Source organism: Dickeya undicola (assembly GCF_000784735.1).
GTDB classification, from domain to species: Bacteria; Pseudomonadota; Gammaproteobacteria; order Enterobacterales; family Enterobacteriaceae; genus Dickeya; species Dickeya undicola.
The window spans coordinates 59,984-80,882 of record NZ_JSYG01000026.1 but is presented as its reverse complement, the minus strand read 5'-3'; the positions used below and the strand labels follow the sequence as shown (position 1 = coordinate 80,882).

16 protein-coding genes are annotated in these 20,899 nt (G+C 55.4%); 7 read left to right on the top strand and 9 right to left on the bottom strand.

Going from position 1 to position 20,899, the window contains the following annotated elements:
• Positions 1 to 18: 18 nt before the first annotated feature.
• On the bottom strand, positions 19 to 2,622 hold the full coding sequence (locus OB87_RS13255) for a YdbH family protein (RefSeq protein ID WP_033569891.1): 2,604 nt from the start codon (positions 2,620 to 2,622) through the stop codon (positions 19 to 21).
• Between the two features lie 306 nt (positions 2,623 to 2,928).
• On the opposite strand from OB87_RS13255, the gene OB87_RS13250 reads away from it, so the two are divergent.
• On the top strand, positions 2,929 to 4,482 hold the full coding sequence (locus OB87_RS13250; protein WP_033569890.1) for a methyl-accepting chemotaxis protein: 1,554 nt from the start codon (positions 2,929 to 2,931) through the stop codon (positions 4,480 to 4,482).
• A gap of 80 nt (positions 4,483 to 4,562) precedes the next feature.
• Here the strand turns inward: OB87_RS13250 and OB87_RS13245 are convergent, their stop codons facing one another.
• A complete protein-coding gene (locus OB87_RS13245; RefSeq protein WP_050515716.1) occupies positions 4,563 to 4,841 on the bottom strand; it encodes a putative hemolysin in 279 nt (92 codons plus the stop codon).
• A 330-nt stretch (positions 4,842 to 5,171) separates the two neighbouring features.
• Here OB87_RS13245 and OB87_RS13240 point away from each other — a divergent pair, with 330 nt between their 5' ends.
• Positions 5,172 to 7,136: a methyl-accepting chemotaxis protein gene (locus OB87_RS13240; RefSeq protein ID WP_033569888.1), complete on the top strand. Its 1,965-nt coding sequence runs from the start codon at positions 5,172 to 5,174 to the stop codon at positions 7,134 to 7,136.
• A 105-nt stretch (positions 7,137 to 7,241) separates the two neighbouring features.
• Here OB87_RS13240 and OB87_RS13235 read toward each other — a convergent pair whose 3' ends face one another.
• The 3 genes from OB87_RS13235 to OB87_RS19490 form a co-directional block, all read right to left on the bottom strand.
• A complete protein-coding gene (locus OB87_RS13235; protein WP_033569887.1) occupies positions 7,242 to 7,739 on the bottom strand; it encodes a hypothetical protein in 498 nt (165 codons plus the stop codon).
• Positions 7,740 to 7,925: 186 nt separating this feature from the next.
• Positions 7,926 to 8,108 carry a hypothetical protein gene (locus OB87_RS20680; protein WP_148042901.1) on the bottom strand — a complete coding sequence of 61 codons (183 nt, stop codon included), beginning with the start codon at positions 8,106 to 8,108 and terminating at the stop codon, positions 7,926 to 7,928.
• A gap of 165 nt (positions 8,109 to 8,273) precedes the next feature.
• Positions 8,274 to 8,558: a hypothetical protein gene (locus OB87_RS19490; RefSeq protein ID WP_050515715.1), complete on the bottom strand. Its 285-nt coding sequence runs from the start codon at positions 8,556 to 8,558 to the stop codon at positions 8,274 to 8,276.
• Between the two features lie 61 nt (positions 8,559 to 8,619).
• On the opposite strand from OB87_RS19490, the gene OB87_RS19485 reads away from it, so the two are divergent.
• Positions 8,620 to 10,053, top strand: coding sequence for a glycoside hydrolase family 73 protein (locus OB87_RS19485; RefSeq protein WP_235425277.1), 1,434 nt, complete (start codon positions 8,620 to 8,622; stop codon positions 10,051 to 10,053).
• A 324-nt stretch (positions 10,054 to 10,377) separates the two neighbouring features.
• Entirely contained in the window at positions 10,378 to 11,319 is a 942-nt protein-coding gene (ttcA, locus tag OB87_RS13225; RefSeq protein ID WP_033569886.1) for a tRNA 2-thiocytidine(32) synthetase TtcA, read from the top strand.
• A 381-nt stretch (positions 11,320 to 11,700) separates the two neighbouring features.
• On the opposite strand, the gene zntB is transcribed toward ttcA, so the two are convergent.
• Positions 11,701 to 12,687: a zinc transporter ZntB gene (gene zntB, locus OB87_RS13220; RefSeq protein WP_033569885.1), complete on the bottom strand. Its 987-nt coding sequence runs from the start codon at positions 12,685 to 12,687 to the stop codon at positions 11,701 to 11,703.
• Between the two features lie 142 nt (positions 12,688 to 12,829).
• Positions 12,830 to 14,461, bottom strand: a complete 1,632-nt coding sequence (locus tag OB87_RS13215; protein WP_033569884.1) for a peptide ABC transporter substrate-binding protein — start codon at positions 14,459 to 14,461, stop codon at positions 12,830 to 12,832.
• 229 nt (positions 14,462 to 14,690) lie between these two features.
• Between OB87_RS13215 and mpaA the strand changes: the two genes are divergently transcribed.
• Together mpaA and tpx are read left to right on the top strand one after the other, a co-directional pair.
• On the top strand, positions 14,691 to 15,422 hold the full coding sequence (gene mpaA, locus OB87_RS13210) for a murein tripeptide amidase MpaA (RefSeq protein ID WP_033569883.1): 732 nt from the start codon (positions 14,691 to 14,693) through the stop codon (positions 15,420 to 15,422).
• A gap of 55 nt (positions 15,423 to 15,477) precedes the next feature.
• Positions 15,478 to 15,981 carry a thiol peroxidase gene (tpx, locus tag OB87_RS13205; protein ID WP_033569882.1) on the top strand — a complete coding sequence of 168 codons (504 nt, stop codon included), beginning with the start codon at positions 15,478 to 15,480 and terminating at the stop codon, positions 15,979 to 15,981.
• Positions 15,982 to 16,066: 85 nt separating this feature from the next.
• Here the strand turns inward: tpx and OB87_RS13200 are convergent, their stop codons facing one another.
• On the bottom strand, positions 16,067 to 17,479 hold the full coding sequence (locus OB87_RS13200) for an MFS transporter (protein ID WP_033569907.1): 1,413 nt from the start codon (positions 17,477 to 17,479) through the stop codon (positions 16,067 to 16,069).
• A 134-nt stretch (positions 17,480 to 17,613) separates the two neighbouring features.
• On the opposite strand from OB87_RS13200, the gene OB87_RS13195 reads away from it, so the two are divergent.
• Positions 17,614 to 18,546, top strand: coding sequence for a helix-turn-helix transcriptional regulator (locus OB87_RS13195; protein WP_033569881.1), 933 nt, complete (start codon positions 17,614 to 17,616; stop codon positions 18,544 to 18,546).
• 7 nt (positions 18,547 to 18,553) lie between these two features.
• Here OB87_RS13195 and OB87_RS13190 read toward each other — a convergent pair whose 3' ends face one another.
• Positions 18,554 to 20,884 (bottom strand): penicillin acylase family protein, encoded by a 2,331-nt coding sequence (locus OB87_RS13190; protein ID WP_033569906.1) that lies wholly within the window; start codon positions 20,882 to 20,884, stop codon positions 18,554 to 18,556.
• Between the last annotated feature and the right edge of the window lie 15 nt (positions 20,885 to 20,899).

The following is a 20,899-nucleotide window of genomic DNA, read 5'->3' as shown; positions in this document are numbered from 1 at the left end:
TATCATCGTCAATGACTCTTACTCTGCGGCCTGCTGTTCCAGCGACGCTTTCAGGTTATCGCCAAAGCGTAGGCTGCGCCATAGTTGAAAAATGTTCTCCTGCTGGCGGTAATTCAGCACAATATCGCGCCGCGTCTGGTCCTCCATCACACTGTAACCGGTAATGCGCGACACCAGCGTCAATTCACCACGCTGACTGAGATCCAACGTGACCCAGGAACGACCGATCTCCATATAACGTAGCCAGGCCACCGCAGCGGCGTTCGCCACACTGTTTTGCGCCAGCTTGTCCGCCAGTTGCGGGTCCATTTGTACCGTCAACGGCGTGTCATTCGTGAGCTTACCGTCCTGTACCAGCATCGAAGAATGATTGAAACTCAATGGCAATACCCCGCTTACCCGGCCGGACATCGACAATTTTTTCGCTCGTAACCGGGTGACCAGCTCACCGAGGTCGATACCTTGCAACCGCAACACGGCGGTGTCATGCGCAGGCAGGCGCAGGGGCGATAACGACAGATGACCGTCCAGCACGTCCATGTCCAACTGCGCGAGGGTTAGCGGACGACGTTCGCTGTAGGGATAGGCCCCGTACACCTGCACGTCGATATTCCGCATCGGGAACACGCTATCCAGCCGGTTAATACGTAATGTCACCGGCCGGGAGATGCCCAGTTGCCAGTGGTGGTTTTCAAACCGATACGGCAGCACAAAATTAACGCCACTGACTTCACCATCCTGCAACCAGGCACGCCCATCTTTTACCACCCAATGGCCGCCAGCACGGAACCCCTGGCCGCGAGCAGCCGAAAACGCGGTCTGCGCATAAAACTGGCCGGAACGCATCGCCAGTTCCCAGGATGACGGCAGCAACGTCTGGAATACACGCAGCGGCTGAGGTGCCCACCACCCATTACCGCGAAGGCGCTTTCCATCCCAGCGACCGTTGAGTTGGACAGGCCCAACCGGTGCCGCCTGCAACTGACCACGCCACTGAAAGTCTTGTGGATTGCGCCCGTGCATATCAACGGTCAATTCAGTGGCAGGCAACATGCCGCCGCCCTGAAAATCCACCTGTTTCGCCGCCAGTCGCCATGCGCCTTGCAGCGAGGCCGCTGCCGGATCACGTCGCCAACGCAACGGCTCGGTCAGCGTTAGTCGCGGCTGTTCAACCGTGACGACACCGTAATGGAGCTGGCTAAGACCACTGGATAACGACGTTATCTCTATCAGTTCATTCTGCCAGCGGCCCTGCCCGGCGATATCCCAACTTCCCTGCAACGGCGGCAAGTGCCCTTCGCCCCAATAACGCCAGCGCCAGTCACCGCTATCAGGCCAAAACTGTTGCGCCTTACCATCAAGATGCAACCGGAAACGCCCCCAATAGCTATCGCGCACCTTCACAATCGCTTGTAGTCGTCCACTAACTCCCTGCCGGGTGACCTGGATACCAGCCAGCGGCCAGCGCGCCTCTTCCAGCGTCACCGTCGGGCGCGGCTCCCCCCAGGCCCGTAATAACGAACCGGGCAACAGCACCACGGTTGGATCCAGTACCGCACCTTTCAGCGTTCCCGGCAACGACGCAAAAATCGACAGATCGGGCAGATTAGCCTGCCCGGTCAGCTGAAAGCGGATATCACTGTCGGTCAGCCCCAGATTGCCCGGCCCTAGCGACAATACGGCGTTGGCGCGGCCGTTATGCCCTTGTGTCAAAACATTAAGCCGCGCCTCCAGCCTTAACGGATCGTGCACATTCAGTACGTCATACAACGTCAATGCAATGCCACCGGTCAGCGGCTGGCTGGCGTACGGCCAGCGCCAGCGCCCGTCATGAATGCGAAGGTTACCGTCACTCACCTGCCACGGCAGCGTCAGCAACGGTTCTGTCATCGACGCCACGCTGACTGTCAACTCCCCCTGATTACCATGCCAGCGCAGTGTGGCGCTGGCCGGTTCCGGTAACCACAGCGGCAGTTGTTGCCCCTGCACTTCACCCTGCTCAGGCAGGTGGTTAAGCGCGGGTGCCAGTTGCATCGCGCCGTTGAGCTGAACCGGCAGGTGGTCTGTCGTGGCACGCATCTGGCCCTGTTGTAGCGTCAACGCGGTGCCGTGCAGTTCAGCCTGTACCTGGAACTGGTCGCTCTGAATTCGGAGTTGTTGACGCCATGCGTCAGTGGAGAGTTGCAGGCTGCCAGCCTGGGTCAACCAGGGGGTGATCGCGAAATGGTGCAAAATCAATTCAGCTTCCGGCAGCCGCTGCTGCCACTGAGCCAGTAATGGGGGAGCCACGCCGGACGAAACCGGCCATTGCGGCAAGCAGGCTGCATCCAGCGTCAGCGACTCCGCCTCCAGCCGCCAACGCCCTTCCCGATAGCGAACCAGCAGGCCCGACAGCGTAGCAGGCTGACACTGTGCCAGACGCAATTGCACATCCGGCAGCCAGAATCCGCCTTGCCGCCAGCCTGGCGACTCATTCAACACAAGGCCGACGCCATCGGGCAAATAGGGCCGCAGCAATACCGGCAGCCAACGCGGCATGGTCCAGCAGGCGGTCGCCACGCCCAGCACCAGTACTAACGTCACCACAGCCAGCCAGCCTGCATAGCGCATTAACTTCAACATACTTTATGTTTCAGGATTATCCCGGTCGTCATCACGTTATCATTCCGTGCGAATAGTTACGGTTTATGCACTAAAAGTCACCATTCAGTTCACATTCCCCCGCAAAATCCGTACATGTCAATTACCTGATCATGATAAAATTTTTACATAAGCGCAGTATCTAACTACACCACACACCGGTTACAGGCTCTGTAACGCCGTGGCGCGAACGTCAATCCTGCCCGGATTATACATTCATCAATATTGTTGCTTATTCAAACAATACGGACCTGCTTTACCCTTCAATATCGCAAAAAGGGATGCTCCATGCGTAAAAATTATCCAGTCAGTCAGCGTCAGTATCCGCTGGATGCCAGGACCAAACTGATGTCGGTGACTACCCCTGATAGCCGCATTACCTACGCCAACGCCGATTTCATCAAAGTCAGCGGCTACGAGCCGGAAGAACTGATGAATCAGCCGCATAATATTATCCGCCATCCTGATATGCCACCCTCCGCCTTCGCAGACATGTGGAATACCCTAAAAGCCGGAAAAATCTGGACCGGGGTGGTCAAAAACCGTCGTAAGGATGGTGACCATTACTGGGTACGCTCCAGCACGACGCCGTTAAAGCGAGACGGCAAACTGATGGGCTACATGTCGGTACGTACCGCGGCGACGGAAGAGGAAATCAGCCAGGCCGAAGCGCTCTATGCCCAGGTGAATCAAGGCATGTTGAAGAACCGTGCCTTCCATCATGGTCTGCTGGTTTACACTGGCCCACTGAAATGGTTAAGCCTGTTCAAAACCATGCCGCTGCGCTGGCGCATCCGCAGCTACTTTGGGCTGCTGGGGTTGCTGCCCTTGGCCGTCGCGTTTGCGCTGCTGCCCAAAACGGCGCTGGTCTGGGGGCTGTTCCCAGCATTGATAGCGTTCGCCTGCCTGTTCTGCGAACTGCTGGTGCAACACGTCGCCAGGCCGGTGGAACAGATTCTGGAACAGGCGATGCGATCTGCGGCCGGTCAGGCCAATAGCCTGACCCAACTTAATCGCGCCGATGAGATCGGTATGTTGATGCGCGCCGTCAACCAATCCGGTATGAACTTCCGCACCTTTGTCGATGACGTCAACGCTAATCTGCAAGAGTTGAAAATTGCCTGTAGCGAAATCGCGCAGGGCAATCATATTCTGGCGGAGTGTTGTGAAAAAACTGAAGAGAGTTTGCAGCAAACTGCCGCCTCGGTGGAGCAGTTAACCGCCACGATCAAGAGCAATGCCGACGCCTCGCTGCGTGCATCGCAGTACGCGGAAGACGTGAATCAGGTGGTTAATGTGGGTGAACAGGCCGTCACGGAAGTCGCCAATACCATGGTGGCGATCACCCGCGCCAGCGAGCGTATTACCGATATCATCAGCGTGCTGGACAACCTGTCATTCCAGACCAATATTCTGGCGATCAACGCCGCAGTGGAGGCCGCTCATGCCGGAGAACAAGGCAAGAGTTTTGCGGTAGTGGCCAGCGAAGTCCGCTCGCTGGCGCAACGCAGCGCCGCTTCCGCCAAGGATATCGCCGCGCTCATTGATAACACACTGTCCAGCATTCGCGCGGGCGATCAGCAAGTTGCGCATACCAATCGCTCGATGAATAACATACTGGTCAAAGTGCAGGACGTCACCCATCTGATGAACGACATCAGCCAGGCCACCAGGGAGCAGTCGCAGGGGTTGCAGCAGATCAACGACGCGGTCAACCGTATCGATGAACTGACCCATCAGAATACGGCGCTGGCCAGCCAGTCCAACTCCGCCACCGGGCATCTGCAACAGCAAATTGCCAGTATGGCGCAGGCAGTGTCGGTATTCGGCGCGTCAAAATAAGCAACACTATCTCTATGCAGGGGCATCCCCTGCATCGCATCTGCCGGTGGCGCTGGCCGCCGGTTGTTCGCTCACGCGGCTTATCCCGCCGGACAACTGCCACTCATCAGCGCCGTTTCGTCACAGCGCTTGCCATTAGCCAGCAAACAGGTGCCGATACTCGCTCCACTCAGTTGACGCGAAACCCCCATGCGCCCCCCGGCCAGCGTACAGTTCACCTCTGCTGGCGTGCCTTGCCCTTGCCACATCGCACGTTGCGGCGCGATGGATTCCGGAGCCTGCGCCGATTCGGTTTGTCCGCCACTGCAGGCCACCAGCATCAGGGTGGCACCAGCCAGCAGCCATTGCGGCATAGTCATGTTTTGTCGATTCCTGTGTCGTGAATATGAAATGTCGTAAAAATGAAAGGTCATTAGCCGATTTTGCCGCCACGCAGCAGAACTCGGCCTAATCCTATTTACCTTACTGCTTTATACCGCTCTTTGACCACTTTTTTGCGGTGTGAGCCGCGGCGATTCAGCCCTGTTTTTTACCTCTCATGTTTTTACTCACGGTAAGTAACAAATACAATTATTGTCAGGGCGCTACATTATATGATCTTATTTTTCAGCCACTAAAGGCTGCAAACCGTTGGTCGATTAATGGTTAGGCTGATAAGCAATCAGCGCCATCGCCAACGGGAGTAGATAATGGCATCTGCAAGAAAACGTTTTTTTGACATGCATGTCGCAACCAAGCTGTACCTGGGTTTTGCAATGATCTTGTTTTTAGTGGTTCTTTCCTCAGCACTGAGTATCCACCGCTTTTCGACCATCAAGGCGTACTACGGCAAGACCGACCTGATGCACACCGTCATCATGGATATTTTTCAGGTCAAAATCGCCAGAACAAAATATTTCGCCAGCAATGACAATGAGCCTTACGACACCATGCTCAGCTACAGCAATGACCTGGCTAAAAATCTGGCGCAAGGTCGCCAGTTATATACCGAAAGCGAATTCAGGGATCCGCTGGCCCATATGCAGAAATACCAGGCCGCACTACAGCAATCCATCAGCGACATGGCCCGCGCCAAGCAGGCACTGACCGACGCCAGTGCCCGGTTCAACCGCATTTCGGTCGACAGCGCTATCTCCCGCTTTCGCAGCAGCCTGGCGGCCACCGCGTTTGCATCCGACAGCGACCGGGAAAAAGCGACGGCACTGGCTCTGACGCTGGCGTCTTACAAAGCGACAGCCGATGCCGTGGTGATTGAGCGCACACCCGCCGCGCTTAGCAGCCTGCAAAGCCGTTTCAGCGATATCGAAAAAAGTTACCACGACCTGTCTGCCCTGCTTCCTGCCGATCAGAAAACAGCGCTGGATGAGCTCTGGGGTAACGTCGTCAGCCTGAAAACCGGGGCGGAAAATTATCTGAATGCTTACCAGTCGCTGTCAGGCGCTGAGGCAGCCGTGAAAAACGATGGCGATAATGTCAGCAATATCGCTAAAGAGGTCATCAGCCGCCTGAGCGAAATCAACACCACACTCACCAGCGACGCCATCACCGGTGCTTCCGCATTCGCCTTGCTGGCGTTGGTATTCGGCTTGCTGATATCGCGCTATATCACCCGCCAGATTACTGCGCCAGTATCCCATAACCTGGCGCTGGCAGAACGTATCGCCAGCGGCGACCTGACTGCCAGCATCGAAACCGACCGTCACGATGAACTCGGCCAGTTAACCGCCGCGATGGCGGGTATGAACGAGCGGTTGCGTCAGATGATCGGCAATATTCGCGACAGCGTAAGCAGCGTGGCGGCCTCCGCAGCGCAAATCGCCCACGGTAACCACGAGCTGTCGTCCCGCACCGAGCAGCAATCCGCCGCTGTCGTGCAGACGGCCGCCAGCATGGAACAGCTGACCTCAACGGTGAAAAACAACGCCGATAACGCCCGCCATGCCAGCCAAATCGCCGCAGAGGCATCCCGAGACGCACACACGGGCGGTGGCGTGGTACAAAACGTGGTCAATACCATGAATGACATCGCCGTTAGCTCGAAAAAAATCTCCGATATCACCGACGTCATCAACAGCATCGCCTTTCAGACTAATATTCTGGCGCTTAACGCTGCGGTGGAAGCCGCGCGTGCCGGTGAACAAGGTCGCGGTTTCGCGGTGGTCGCTGGCGAGGTACGTAATCTGGCACAACGCAGTGCTCAAGCCGCTCGTGAGATCGCCAGCCTGATCGCCGAGTCCGTGACCCGTATTGATACGGGTTCGATGCTGGCGGCGGAAGCCGGTGATGCCATGCAAAAAATTCTGCTCTCGGTTTCACGCGTCAATGACATCATCGGTGAGATCGCCTCAGCGTCTGATGAGCAGCGCCGCGGCATTGAACAGATCGCCAGCGCAGTCGGCGAGCTGGACTCCACCACCCAGCAAAACGCATCGCTGGTGACGGCATCCGCGTCGTCCGCCAGTTCGCTGGAAGAGCAATCGATACAACTGGAAACGCTGGTGAGCCATTTTCGACTGGCGCAGGATAATCAGCCGTTATTACCCCAGCACACGACGCGGCCCACCAGTCGCCCCCCTGCTCTCGCTTTGAGCCAGGCCAGACTAATGTCTGACAATCAAAGCCGCCAGAGCCAGCAGGGCTGGGAAAGCTTCTGAACACCTTTTCGCTGTTATCAGCAGTAAAAAAACCGGCAGGAATGCCGGTTTTCTTGAAGCCAGGGAACTCGCTACAGCCTTTATACTGTTGTCGCCATTGTTCGGTTAGCGATCCTCAATCGAGTGCATCTCGACTTTCTCTATCAACGACACTTCAACCTTAATGTCATCGGTCAGAGTCAGCATCGCCTTCTTATCCATACTGACCACCGCGGTACGCTGTGGGATGATGAACTGGCGTACGCTTTCGCCCTCAATCATATCCTTGCCGTTTTCAACGCCATGCCGTGCCGACAATAGATAATTCACCATGCCGTTATAGGTAATCCGATAACCACCGCCGGACGACTCAACCCGATAGTTAAGGGTAATCTTCGGCATCGCCGCTTTATAGGTGCCGCGAATCTCATCCCAGCGCGCCGGGTTCCCCGTCAGGTAAACGGAATCGACCCAGTTGGTATTGCCCTGCAACACATGGGCGGTGGAGTAGGAAAAGTAATACGGCGAGACAAACATACTGTTCAGGCTCGTTGTTTTCGTGCTGAATATAGAACATCCTGACAGCATCGCCGTGGCCGCCACGGCCAGGAACAGTTTCTTCATGGGTATTTTTCTCTTTTTGCCAACAATCGCCCCGATAAGGGAGCCGGGCCAGTTTCCTGTCATCTCCTGCCAAACGCACACATGCAGGTAATGAGTTGTCCCCACAGGATAGCAATGATTCTGGGGGTTGATGGCATGAAAAAGGGGTAAGTCGGGGGATATTTATCCGTATCGACAACCACCAGCTTACATCTGGCGATCCATCAACCTGTTTGCTGAGCCACCACCCAACATGCCTGAATAGTTTAATTGCGCACAAACGATAATATAACACCATCGTTCTTCTTCATGACGCTTAAATACACCTAACTTCAGATCGTAATAACGCTGAAGCGGCCGCCCATTTATCCAGTTGGCGTTAATCATCATGATTTACGCCAAATAACATGACTATTAAACGCCCATGAAAAAAAATAACACCACCCGGAAACAACTCTTCGTCGTGATAAAAAAAACACGCTCTTTTTCGAAGAAAACTGAAATAAACACTCAGTCACGACAAAATACATCAGAGGCCAGCAATGCGGCGTCTAATTATTCCACTTCTCCATCAACCGGGCTGGACAATATTCGGTTATCTGCACCAGAATCCGCACGGCCGTCATCAGCACCAACCACCGCCAGCCAGCCAACACCGCCACTACCGGTGACAACGGTTCCGCCGCTGCCTAAATTTTCCCCACCACAGACGCCCATGCCGCCTGTGGAGGCACCAACACAGCCAGCGGCAACCAATGCCACCCCACCCAGCCAACCGACGCCTGCACCGACTGCCGCCACGCCCACAATCGAACCGGCCGCACAGCAAGAACCAGCCACTCCGCCGTTTACGCCTGATTACGCCGCCGCGGGAAGCCAGTTAAGCAAGCTGATGTCCGGCATGGCTGCACCGTTGTCGCGACTGGCGGGCAGCGTTCATGGTTTTACAAGCCAATCCTTATTGAAGTCTGCTACACCTAAACCTTCGGACAATACCGACGTACCACCCAGCCGATTGGACTCAATATCTTTACCTACTGCTCCCGCACAAAAAATCAATACGCCAGTCCCATCAGGCAAGAGTAGTATCATTCAACGCGCACTCGTGACCGGTTCCACATATAAACAAGGCAATATTGAAGGCCTGGATGATGCTCACACTCGCGCACTGATAGCTTCAACGGCGGCCACAGAAAGCGCAGGGGGTAAATTAGATATTCGCAATTCAGCCGGATATCTCGGTCGTTATCAGGCAGGAGCAAGCTGGCTGGCTGAAGCCGGATTGATCGCAGGTGGAGCAAATGCCGTTATTGCAGCCATGAAAGCGGACGGATTCAAAAATGAGTATAAATGGGGAAAATCCGGCGGTATGACCCGCTTTCTGAGAAATAAAAAAAATTGGAAGAATGGGCTGGACTATGAAAAATACCTGTCCAGTGCAGAGATACAAGACAACGCGTTTAAAACCAATTCTGATAAAGCCTATGCGTACTTAGTTAAAAAGGGAGTCATTAAGCCAGAAATGACTCAAAATGAAATTGCTGGCATTCTCAAAGCACGGCATATCGGTGGCATTGGTGGAGCAATAAAAGCAGCCAAAGGTATCGAAGGGGCCGTGGATGCAAATGGTACTTCCGCACTGAAGTATAAGAATGACTTAGCAGATGGCAATGTGTTTATTGAGAGTTATCAGTCAGGAAGCGTCGTATTACCCGAACCAAGGCATAGTAAGTCTAATTCAGCCCCCCAAAAAAATAATCCTAAAAAACCAGAGATTAAAGAGAAAGAGATCAAAAACACACTACCTAAAGAGAAAAAACAAAAAAAATCAGACTTACCTAAAGAAAATCGTGATTTTGTAGAGAAAATATATAAAGAAGCACTTGCTCTGGAAAATGAGACAGGTGTACCCGCAGCTATTACTGCAGCTCAAGCTATTTTAGAGTCAGGATACGGAAAGAGAGTTCCCATAGATATAAACAGCAAAGAAGTTAGCAATAATTTATTTGGCATAAAAGCCAATGATAAATATATAAAAAACGGAGGGAAATACGTTAATATACTCACAACAGAATACGTACCAGTTAAAGGAACAAAGGAAAAGAAAAAAATAAAGATAGTAGGGAAATTTAGAGCATATCAGTCATCATCAGATAGTTTAAGGGATCATGCATCTTTTTTGAGAGGAAACAAGAGATATAAAGATTTGTTTAATAGTAAAAACCCCATGAAATGGGCTGAAGGTTTACAATCATCTGGATACGCAACTGACCCAGAATACGCAAAAAAACTCCAGAATGTCATCTTGAAATTTGGTTGGGATAAGAAAAATTAAAATAATTAATGTATGATGTGTCTATTCATAACATAGCTATATTGATACACACCTAAATTTAAAAATAGGTGTGTATCATTGGCGATTGAGCTGGCACGTTATAAGTCATTCCAGAAAGCAGAGCATATTATGATTGGCTGGCTACCTGTCAGGCGGCAGAAAACTATCGTCGGATAGAAACGCTAAACAGTGAGCCTGGAGTGCCATAAGTATTCTCCCTCTCGTATTTATGGTGCCACCAGACTCCCCTACCGCGCACTTAATGGTACACTTAGCCCCCAGCAATGCTGGAGCACCGGCCCCATGAACACGAGTTACCGTTAAATGTCAGAAAATCAATCTGTTACACCTAAGCAGCAGTACAACCTCAACAAATTGCAAAAGCGTCTGCGTCGCAACGTGGGCGAGGCGATTGCCGATTTCAACATGATTGAAGACGGTGATCGGATCATGGTGTGTCTGTCTGGCGGCAAAGACAGCTATACCATGCTGGAGATCCTGCGCAATCTGCAGCAAAGCGCGCCAGTGGATTTCTCGCTGGTAGCGGTGAATCTGGACCAGAAACAGCCGGGGTTCCCGGAGCATGTGCTGCCACAGTATCTGGACAGCATCGGCGTCGAATACAAGATTGTGGAAGAGAATACCTACGGCATCGTCAAAGAGAAGATTCCGGAAGGCAAGACCACTTGTTCGCTTTGCTCACGCCTGCGCCGCGGTATTTTATACCGCACCGCCACTGAACTGGGTGCCACCAAGATTGCACTGGGTCATCACCGTGACGATATTCTGCAAACGCTGTTTCTGAACATGTTCTACGGTGGGAAACTGAAAGGTATGCCGCCGAAACTGGTCAGCGACGACGGTAAACATGTGGTGATCCGCCCGCTGGCGTATTGCCGTGAAAAAGACATTGAGCGTTTTGCCGACGCACGCCAGTTCCCAATCATCCCGTGTAATCTGTGCGGCTCGCAGCCCAACCTGCAACGTCAGGTGATCAAAGACATGCTGCGTGACTGGGACAAACGCTACCCCGGCCGAATCGAAACCATGTTCAGCGCCATGCAGAATGCGGTGCCGTCGCATCTGTGCGACACCAACCTGTTCGATTTCAAATCGATTCGTCAGGGCAGCGAGGTGGTGGACGGCGGCGATCTGGCGTTCGACCGTGAAGACATGCCATTACAGCCGGTCGGCTGGCAGCCGGATGAGGATGAAGACGACAACGCCCGCCCGCTGGAACGACTGAACGTGCTGGAGATTCGTTAATTCATCGGCGGCTTAACGGTCGCCAATGCCCCCTCACTGTCATGCCGTCATTTCTGATTAAAACGGCTGTTCAGACAAGGCTCCCGCCATTCACAGACACATCGCAAGCACGTATTCTGGCATGGCACGAACCGGAATCGCGGGCAAAAAAAAGCCGACAAAACGTCGGCATGGTGTGAATTAATTGTGCTATGCAGTAATTCAAAAAAGGAAGTAAGACAATATGGAGCGCAACGTCCATCGCTTGACGTTGCATTCACCTGCGAGAAGGATAGTGCCGCAGACATAGCCCAAGAATGTTGATATTGCTCAATATTAGCCATGGTTTTTATCACCACCGGCGGTTGTGTGATACCCCACGCAATAATTTCGCCGTACTACTCACAGCCATTTACTGCGTTTTAACCACCAGGCAACGCCACAGACCAACAACACCAACATCAGGCAAAATACACCAAATCCAATGCCACTGTTGGCTCCCGGAATTCCACCCAGATTGACACCAAACAACCCGGTCAAAAACGTAGTAGGCAGGAAAACCATCGCCAGCAGCGACATGGTATAAGTGCGCCGGTTCATGGCGTCGGTCATCAACGTGGTGATTTCATCGGCAATGACGGTGGTTCGCGCGATACTGGCGTCCAAATCTTCCAGACCGCGACCAAGACGCTCGGCAATCTCCTGCATACGACGGCGGTCGTCATCCTGCATCCAGCCAAACTTCTCGCCGGACAAGCGCGAGAAAATATCACGCTGCGGCGTCATGTAGCGACGTAATACGATCAGTTGCTTGCGAATCAGCGCCAGTTCGCCACGCGGCGGGATACGTTGTTCCAGCAGCGCATCCTCCAGATCAATGATTTTTTCGTGCAGCTCATCAATAAATTCACTGGTGTGATCCGTTAACGCCTCGGCGATAGACACCATCCAATCGCCGCTGTTGGCAGGTCCATTGCCCTCTTTCAGGTCGCTCAGCACCTCATCAATCGCCGCCACTTTACGACGTCGGGTGGAGACAATCAGGCGATCAGAGATAAACACCCGAATCGCCACCAGCTCATCCGGCCGGGCATTCGGGTTGTAATTGATACTGCGCAGGGTCACCAGCGTGCCTTCACCAAGCCGTACTACGCGAGGACGAGCACTCTCCCCCGCCAGCGCGTTACGCACGCTATCCGGCAACAGGGTAGTTTCATGCAGCCAGCGCACGCTGGCCGGTTGTGTCGAATCAAGATGCAGCCAGGCAGGCAGGAGCGCCTCCTCACCCAGCGCGTTCTCCACTAGCGGCAGAATGCCGCCCCTGCCGTCCAACTGACAGGTAAAGACGGCACCAGTGTGTCGGATAGCTCTACTTTCAGTCACTTCCACAGGTTACCTCCCTCTATGTACACGGCGTCCATCTTACTGTCTGCATCAATGACTGCAATCGGAAAGGGATGCATCCTCCGCCGTATGCAACGAGCCTGAGCGAAGCGCACGCGTAATATCGCGCTTAACCATCGCTCGCCACTCAGTGTTTCAAAATATAGAGCGTCTGGCTGTAGGCGACATCCTCAGGATTCGTGATGGGATAGCCTTTCACCCAAGGTTTAATCAACCGCCCATTGGTGTACTGATAAATCGGCGCAATTGGCGCTTGCTCCGCCAAAATCTGCTCCGCGTGGTTGTAATCTTCGTTCAGTACCTTGCGGTCAGTCTGCCCGGCGGTATCCGCCATCAGCCGATCATAATCGGCGTTGTTGAAGCGGGCGATGTTACCGCTATGACTGGCGGTTAGCAGTGACAGGAAGGTAGACGGTTCGTTGTAATCACCAATCCATGAGGCACGTATGACATCAAAATTCCCCGTATTACGGCTGTCGATATAGGTTTTCCATTCCTGATTCACCAGTTTCACGTCTACGCCCAGTTTGGTTTTCCACATCGACGCAACCGCAATGGCGATTTTTTGATGCACTTCCTGCGTATTGTACAACAGCGTCAGTTTCAGCGGTCTGGACGGGCCATAACCGGCCGCCGTTATCAGCGCTTTGGCCTGCATATCCAGTTCAGCCTGCGAATACTGCTGTAACTGTCCCTGCTGTGGTTTGAACCCGGCAGTGACATCCGGCGTAAAACGATAGGCCGGTTTTTCGCCGGTGCCCAACACTTTCTCGGCGATAATCTTACGGTCGATGGCATAAGACAGCGCCTTACGTACCCGCACATCGTTGGTCGGCGCGCGTTGTGTGTTGAACGCATAGTAATAAGTACCGAGCTGCTCAGGGGTAAAGACCTGCCCCGGCAAGTCCTTCAGCAGTTTCTGGTACTGATTCTTGGGAAACGACTCGGTGATATCGATATCACCCGCCTGATAACGCTTGGCAGCATTCGATTCCTGATTGATTGGCACGAAGGTCACCTGCGTCAACCGGGTATTGGCGTGATCCCAGTAATGGTTATTCGGCACCAGTACCAGTTTTTCATTGACTACACGGTCGTGAAGCACAAAGGCACCGTTGCCGACCAGATTGCCCGGTTTGGTCCACTCATTACCGTATTTTTCTATCGTGGCCTGGTGCACTGGGTAAAGGCTGAAATTAGCCATCAGGTTAATAAAATAAGGCACCGGCTTACTCAGTTGTACCTTTAACGTGTGATCGTCAACCGCGATCACCCCCAGCTTGTCAGCAGGCAGCTTGCCAGACAGGACATCATCCGCATTGACGATCCCCGCCAGCCGGATGAACCAGCTAAACGGCGAGGTATTTTGCGGCGTCGCCAGCCGCCGCCAGCTGTAGACAAAATCCTTAGCGGTTACCGGATCGCCGTTCGACCAGCGCGCATCAGGGCGCAGCGTAAAAATAAAGGTGCGGTTGTCGTTAGTCTGCCAACGCTGGGCGACGCCGGGAATAGGGTTACCCTGAGCATCCTGATTCACCAGCCCTTCGAACAGATCGCGAATCACCTGAATCTCTGGCAACCCCACCGCTTTAATCGGGTCTAGCGAAGCCGGTTCATCCTTGATATGACGGACAATTTCCTGTCGGTCCGCCAGAACCGTACCAGGAGGAACCTGCGCCGCACCCGCCGGGGTTATCAAAGCTGTCATCAGGACGGCGGAAATCACGCCCACGGAAACTGCGGAATAACGAAATTGCATGTTGTGTCCTTAAACCTAAGCTACCCGGCACCCCAAAGTATTTAGGGCATATCTACTGAAAAAATCGTTATCAGGCTGGCAGTTATCATAGTCTCAAACAGGTCCCTCCAGCCAGTGGCGCAATAGCGGTTTGCGGAGCGCCCCGCGATTTCGGACAAGCGTCCACCGCCAACATGGATTTTTGTTATCATCAGGCAAAACATTGCCGACTACTGTTCAGGATGCCGCCATGACAGACGCTGAGTTTCTTTACCGCCCCCGTACCGAGCGCGGGTTCTTTGCTGCCCCCGGACTGGAGTATGGCCGTTCACGACTGGGCGCACCGCTGCTGTGGTTTCCGGCAGAGGTGGAAGGGAAACACAGCGGGTTGATCCTTGCCGGTACGCACGGCGACGAAACCGCATCGGTAGTGGCGCTCTCCTGTGCGTTGCGTTCGCTACCGCCGGGCAGCCGGGCGCATCATGTGGTGCTGGCGGTCAACCCGGATGGCTGCCAGCTGGGCCTGCGTGCCAACGCCAGTGGCGTTGATCTCAACCGTAATTTCCCAGCCGCCAACTGGCAGCCGGATGGCACCCTCTACCGCTGGAGTGAAGACACCCCGGTGCGCGACGTGCAGCTCTCCACCGGTGATAGCCCCGGCTCCGAGCCAGAAACCCAGGCGTTGTGCCGCCTGATCGACCAGTTAGCGCCGCCGTGGGTGGTGTCCTTTCATGAACCGCTAGCCTGCATTGATGACCCCCTGAGTTCTCAGCTTGGCGGCTGGCTGGCGCGTGAATTCGCGCTGCCGCAGGTCGACAGCGTGGGATACCCGACACCGGGTTCCTTTGGCAGTTGGTGTGCCGAGCGCGACCTGCACTGTATCACCGCCGAGTTGCCGGTGATTGCTGCCGACAGCGCCAATCACCGCTATTTGACCGCCTTGACCCGGCTACTGACCCATAATTTTTTATACCAATGTTGATCATGTTGCCCTACACTGAACGACATGTTAACCACCTGTAATGAAGGACGTAAGCATGTCAACAAATGTACATTTCCAGGGTAACCCGGTGCCGGTAGCAGGATCTTTCCCGGCAGTCGGCGGCAAAGCACCGGCGTTTTCACTGGTTGCCAAAGACCTCTCTGACGTGGCGCTGAGCCACTACGCAGGCAAGCGCAAAGTCCTGAATATTTTCCCAAGTATCGATACCGGCGTATGCGCCGCATCCGTGCGCAAATTCAATCAGTTGGCATCCAGCCTGGATAACACCGTTGTCGTTTGCATCTCTGCTGACCTGCCGTTCGCCCAGTCTCGCTTCTGCGGTGCTGAAGGTCTGAACAATGTGGTGGTGCTGTCCACCCTGCGCGGTGCGGAATTCAAAGAAAACTACGGTGTAGCCATTGCTGAAGGCCCGCTGAAAGGCCTGACTGCACGCGCTGTCGTGGTGTTGGACGAAAATGACAACGTGCTGCACAGCGAGCTGGTAAACGAGATCACCACTGAGCCGGATTACGACGCTGCTATCGCCGTACTGAAATAAGTTCGGCCCGTAATCTCCGCGTTAACCATGCCAGTCAACCGACTGGCATTTTTTTATCTCAATAACCTTATCGCCGCTCTCTCCATCAAGCTGCGGGACGCGGATGCGCCAGTGTCACCCGATTACGCAATGCACACAGCACCAATACCAGCATCAGTCCCCATTCCGCCATTAATGTGGCAATCAACGCGCTGGCAAAACTCCCTCCGCTGGTGTGCAGCACCTGTACCAGCACCGTACCCAGCACAATCGGCCCCAACCCTAATGACGCCTGTTGCATGGTAGAAAGTAGCGCGCTACCCGCGCCCGCCTGGTGCGTCTGCACATCAGACAGCCCAATGCGATAAAAGCTACTGACGATGAACGCTTGACCAAAGCCAATCATCATGGTGGCGGGCAGCAATTGCAGCACCGATACCGGCCAGCGCCACGCCAGCGATGCCATCAACAGCGCCAGTCCGCTCATCTGGATGGCGCATCCGGTTAACAACACCCCAATGTTGCCAATCCGGGTAGTGAGGCGGCCACTGAATAGCGATGCAACAAAGTAGGACAACCCCAGCCCGATAAAACTGTTGCCCGACTGCAACGGGGTAAAACCGGCACCGGATTGCAGGGTATAGGCAACGGCAAACATAAAGCCGCTCCAACTGGAGAAAAACAGCAATGCCAGCAATAAACCGAAGCGAATCCCCGGCAGCCTAAATAATGCAGGCGGAAGCAACGGTGCCGTCTGACGACGCTCCACCCGCCACAACAGCGCAAACCACACCAGACTGCTCAGCAGCACCGCAACACAAGACCACGGCCAGTGCCAGATTGGCCCCAACGCCAGCGGGAACAGCAGGCTAGCCAACATCAGCGACAGCAGCACCGTACCGGGCATATCCAGCGCCACCGGTTTTTCACCACGAGTATCCGGCAGGCGCGACGGGGCCAACAGCAGTACCAGCAGGCAGACCGGCAGATTGACCAGAAACACGCTGCGCCAGCCATAACCAGCGATGTCCAGTTGAATCAGAAAGCCGCCCAGTACCTGCCCAACCACAAAAGCCAGCCCACCGATAGCGCTATAAAAACCCAGCGCCCGAGCATGTTCACGCCCACGCAGGCAGACATGAATAGTCGCCAGAATCTGCGGCACCACCAGCGCCGCGCCAACCCCCTGCAACGCTCGGGCCGCCAGCAATACCCATACTGCCTGAGCGATGCCGCACAACAGCGAAGCCACGCCGAACAACGCTACGCCGATAATAAACACCCGGCGGCGCCCCAGGTTATCGCCCAGTCGGCCCCCCATCGCCAGTGACACCGCAAACGCCACACCATAAACCGACACTACCAGCTCCAGTTCCGCCGGGCTGGCGGAAAGTGAATGGGCGATCGCTTCCAGTGCTACGTTAACGATTGAAAAATCGATCATCGGCAACAGTTGACCGGTAAGCAGCACCATCAGGCCGATACCGGTAAGCTCCTGTGAAAGTGAAATCTGTTTCATCGATGTACCCATTGTGCTAATTCTGTGAGGCAGTTAGCATTATCGATAATTTAAACGGGGACCAGTTCCTGTTTATCCTGGTATAGAAACTACCTGTCTGTAACGATTCACCGCGTTATCTGGAGGTTCGCGCTATGGTTATGCCGCTACCCACCCCACAGACCGACACCCGTGTTGCATCACTGCAACCGGATAACCGTAAACGGCTGGGGGCGTTTTTGCGCGCACGGCGTGAAAGCCTCGATCCGCTGCGTCTGGGGTTGTCGCTGCCGCGCAAACGGCGCACACCGGGGCTACGCCGCGAAGATGTGGCGCTACTGGCGGACGTGGGAATTACCTGGTACACCTGGCTGGAGCAAGGCCGGGAAATTCGAGCCTCTTCCAAAACACTGACTGCTATCGCCAAAGCGCTGCAATTCAACGAAGCGGAAACCCGGCATCTGTTTATGCTGGCTGGGCTGCCGTTCTCCCCCGCCGCACAAGCCAGTTGCGAGAAAATCAGCGCAGACAGCCAGCGCATTCTTGATCAGCTCAATCCGTTTCCGGCGGTGATCGTCAACGCCCGCTTTACCATCCTGGGATTTAACGACGCCTGGTGTCGGCTACTGGGTATCGACCTGCATCAGATGGCAGCGGAAGATCGCAACTGTATTTGGCTGGCGCTCACCCATCCGAACTGGCGGGAACGGCTGGAGGACCAGCACGATCTGTTGCCTAACCTGGTGGCGATGTTTCGGGCGCAGATGACGGAACACGCAGGCGAGCCACTCTGGGAAGCACAATTACAGCGCTACCTGAGCGCCTCGGAAGCATTTCGCCAGTTGTGGTATCAGCGCTATGAGATTCAGGGTGTAGATGACAAGATCAAGCGCTTCCGTCACCCCACACTGGGCATTTTCACCCTGCGGCAGATCAACTGGTGGAGCGCTTCCCGCAACGGTGACCGAATGCTGGTTTATATGCCCGACAGCGAGCAGGATCATGCCCGGCTGGCGCAACTCGCGCAGTTGCCGCTGCCCGGCGAGCAGCCCCATGCCAGCGAGAGTACGCCCCGCGAGGTATCATAACCATGCCTTATGGCTGGGCGGAGGCCGGTTTTAGTTCCAGTCGGCTGGAACCGACGCCTGGCAGCAGCGGTGTCTGCGCCTCGCTCATCCAGCGTCGATAGCCATCCAACCACCAGCGACTGAGCGGATTACCGCTCTGCCCACCTGGCAGGCTTAAGGTCGCGTTAGCTTCATCGCCCGGCGAAATCACCAACCGTTCCGATGCGCCGAACGTTGGGCGATTAACATGCGGTACATGATTGTCCCCAGAGAGCGGTTCCGTCGATACCCGCAACAGGTTCCCCAGCAACGGTAGCGACGAGGCCAGTGGGTGAGCGATGCGGCTCTGGTTAACGTCCCCCCAGTTACGGCGGCCTTCCCCGTTTTCCCGCCATACCGTCGCCAGTTGTTGCAACGAGAACTGGCACCAGTCTTTGGCGGGTGCGGGCACCCACTGGCGTGCTTCATCATGCATCAGTTGTTGCACCGTCATATCCCAACGTGGATTAGCAGCGCGGTAGCTGGCCTCCGGCCACGCCTGCGCCAGTTGCTGGTCCAGCGTGCCGAACAGCCGCTGGTAAAGCGTATCACGCCAGCGACTCAGCACCAGGTAAGCCGTGGAGTCGGCCGCCGCCTGCCCGTTCCATTGTTGCAATAACCGGGTGACTGTCGGTTGATCCGCGATAGCGTCCGGTGCAGAAGCATTCAGGCAATCCAGCAGCTGGTCACGCCAACTCGCCGCCAGCAGTGCGCGGTTGTCCAACTGGATGCGGTGCATCGCGGCGATATCCGGCTGCCTGACCTCACCCAGCGCCTGATGAATCGCCGACGCGCGTACACCAGGGTCAGCACCGCCATCCCCGACGATCTCGCCTTGCTCATCAAACAGCAAGCGGTTGTTGGCGGTCACAATCACCCCTTGCGGCGGGTCGACCAGTTGAGGATGAGATGCAGGTGGCAACGCCGTGTCACGCCAGCGCGCCTGCTGAATATTCGCCAGCGGAAAACTGTTTTGCACGCCGGGCATCAGCCGGTCCGGCAGCATTCCGGCCAGCGTCCAGCCGATGTGCCCGTGACGGTCGGCCACCAGCAGATTTTGCACCGGCAGACCGGCTCGTTGCCCGGTCGCCAACGCTTCCGGCACCGTGTGGGTTTCCGCCATCGCCATCAGCGACAGATCCAGCGAGCCCGGCAACTGCAACACCCAGTGCATCGCCATGCGCCCTTGCCCGGTTGCGACAATCGGCCCCCAGTCGCTGGTTTCCACCGTCATTGACTGCGGCTCGCCGTGACTGACCGCCAGCGTTTCCTGCACCAGACGCGGATTGCCCTCAGCGTTGTTCAGTTTCACCCAGTCGAAGGTATCGGCGTAACTATTGGTAAACCCCCAGGCGATATGCTCATTGCTGCCGCTGACGATAGCGGGTGCGCCGGGCAGAGAAAGCCCAGTCAGGCGCAGCGTGCCGTCTTCCGTCGGATAGATAAGTTGTGCGCGATACCACACCGTTGGCAAACGCAACCCAAGATGCATGTCGTTCGCCAGTATCGCCCGTTCCGGTGTACGCACCAGCCAGCCATTGCTGCCTTTGGCTTGTTCGTCAACGCCGCCGGGCGCAAACGCCGCACTGCTCTGCTGCCCCCACCATTCAGGTGCAGCAGCAGGCAATGCTGGTGTTGACGGCAATTGTCCTACCAACGGCGCATCCCACACGCTGGCCTCCGGCAACAGAAAGTCAGTCTGATCTGGTGTGCTTTGGCTGGCAATCCAGCCGCGAGCGTATTCGCGGCCGAACTGATTATCCTGCAGGTCAAAATACATCGCAGCAATCGTCAGCAGGGTGTCTTCCGGCAGCCAGACTTGCGGTTCAACACGCAGCAGCCAGTACTCGAACGGCCGGGTTTTCAGGCTATGCAGCCCGGCATTCACGCCATCGGCATAGCTACGCAGGATCTGCTGCTGGTCGACGGGCAGCTGTTGCCAGCGTTCGGAAACCTGTCGGCGCAGCAAAAACAACCGGCGCTGACGGTCCAGCGGCAACGCCGCCGCGCCGACTAACGCGGCCAGTTCTCCTGACGCACTGCGCCGGAGCAAATCCATCTGGAAGAAGCGATCTTGCGCATGGACAAAACCCAGCGCAAACGCGGCGGACAAGCGGTCGCCAGCCCGGATGATAGGCACGCCCGCATCGTCTCGCTCCACCGTTACCGGCGTATGCAGACCTGGCACGCTCAGCGCGCCATCCAACGGAGGCAAACTCTGGCGTAACAGCGCCCAGACTGCGATAGCAATCGCCGCCGCCAGCACGGCGCATAACGCCAGCCCGCCAACCGTTATCCGTAGCCAGTTGTTCAAACGCACCACCCTGTCCTCCCT

Bases quoted from the DNA above. Each gene is read 5' to 3' on its own strand.
- OB87_RS13255 (WP_033569891.1), bottom strand. From the start codon at position 2,622: ATGTTGAAGTTAATGCGCTATGCAGGCTGGCTGGCTGTGGTGACGTTA.
- OB87_RS13250 (WP_033569890.1), top strand. From the start codon at position 2,929: ATGCGTAAAAATTATCCAGTCAGTCAGCGTCAGTATCCGCTGGATGCC.
- OB87_RS13245 (WP_050515716.1), bottom strand. From the start codon at position 4,841: ATGACTATGCCGCAATGGCTGCTGGCTGGTGCCACCCTGATGCTGGTG.
- OB87_RS13240 (WP_033569888.1), top strand. From the start codon at position 5,172: ATGGCATCTGCAAGAAAACGTTTTTTTGACATGCATGTCGCAACCAAG.
- OB87_RS13235 (WP_033569887.1), bottom strand. From the start codon at position 7,739: ATGAAGAAACTGTTCCTGGCCGTGGCGGCCACGGCGATGCTGTCAGGA.
- OB87_RS20680 (WP_148042901.1), bottom strand. From the start codon at position 8,108: ATGATGATTAACGCCAACTGGATAAATGGGCGGCCGCTTCAGCGTTAT.
- OB87_RS19485 (WP_235425277.1), top strand. From the start codon at position 8,620: ATGGCTGCACCGTTGTCGCGACTGGCGGGCAGCGTTCATGGTTTTACA.
- ttcA (WP_033569886.1), top strand. From the start codon at position 10,378: ATGTCAGAAAATCAATCTGTTACACCTAAGCAGCAGTACAACCTCAAC.
- OB87_RS13215 (WP_033569884.1), bottom strand. From the start codon at position 14,461: ATGCAATTTCGTTATTCCGCAGTTTCCGTGGGCGTGATTTCCGCCGTC.
- mpaA (WP_033569883.1), top strand. From the start codon at position 14,691: ATGACAGACGCTGAGTTTCTTTACCGCCCCCGTACCGAGCGCGGGTTC.
- tpx (WP_033569882.1), top strand. From the start codon at position 15,478: ATGTCAACAAATGTACATTTCCAGGGTAACCCGGTGCCGGTAGCAGGA.
- OB87_RS13200 (WP_033569907.1), bottom strand. From the start codon at position 17,479: ATGAAACAGATTTCACTTTCACAGGAGCTTACCGGTATCGGCCTGATG.
- OB87_RS13195 (WP_033569881.1), top strand. From the start codon at position 17,614: ATGGTTATGCCGCTACCCACCCCACAGACCGACACCCGTGTTGCATCA.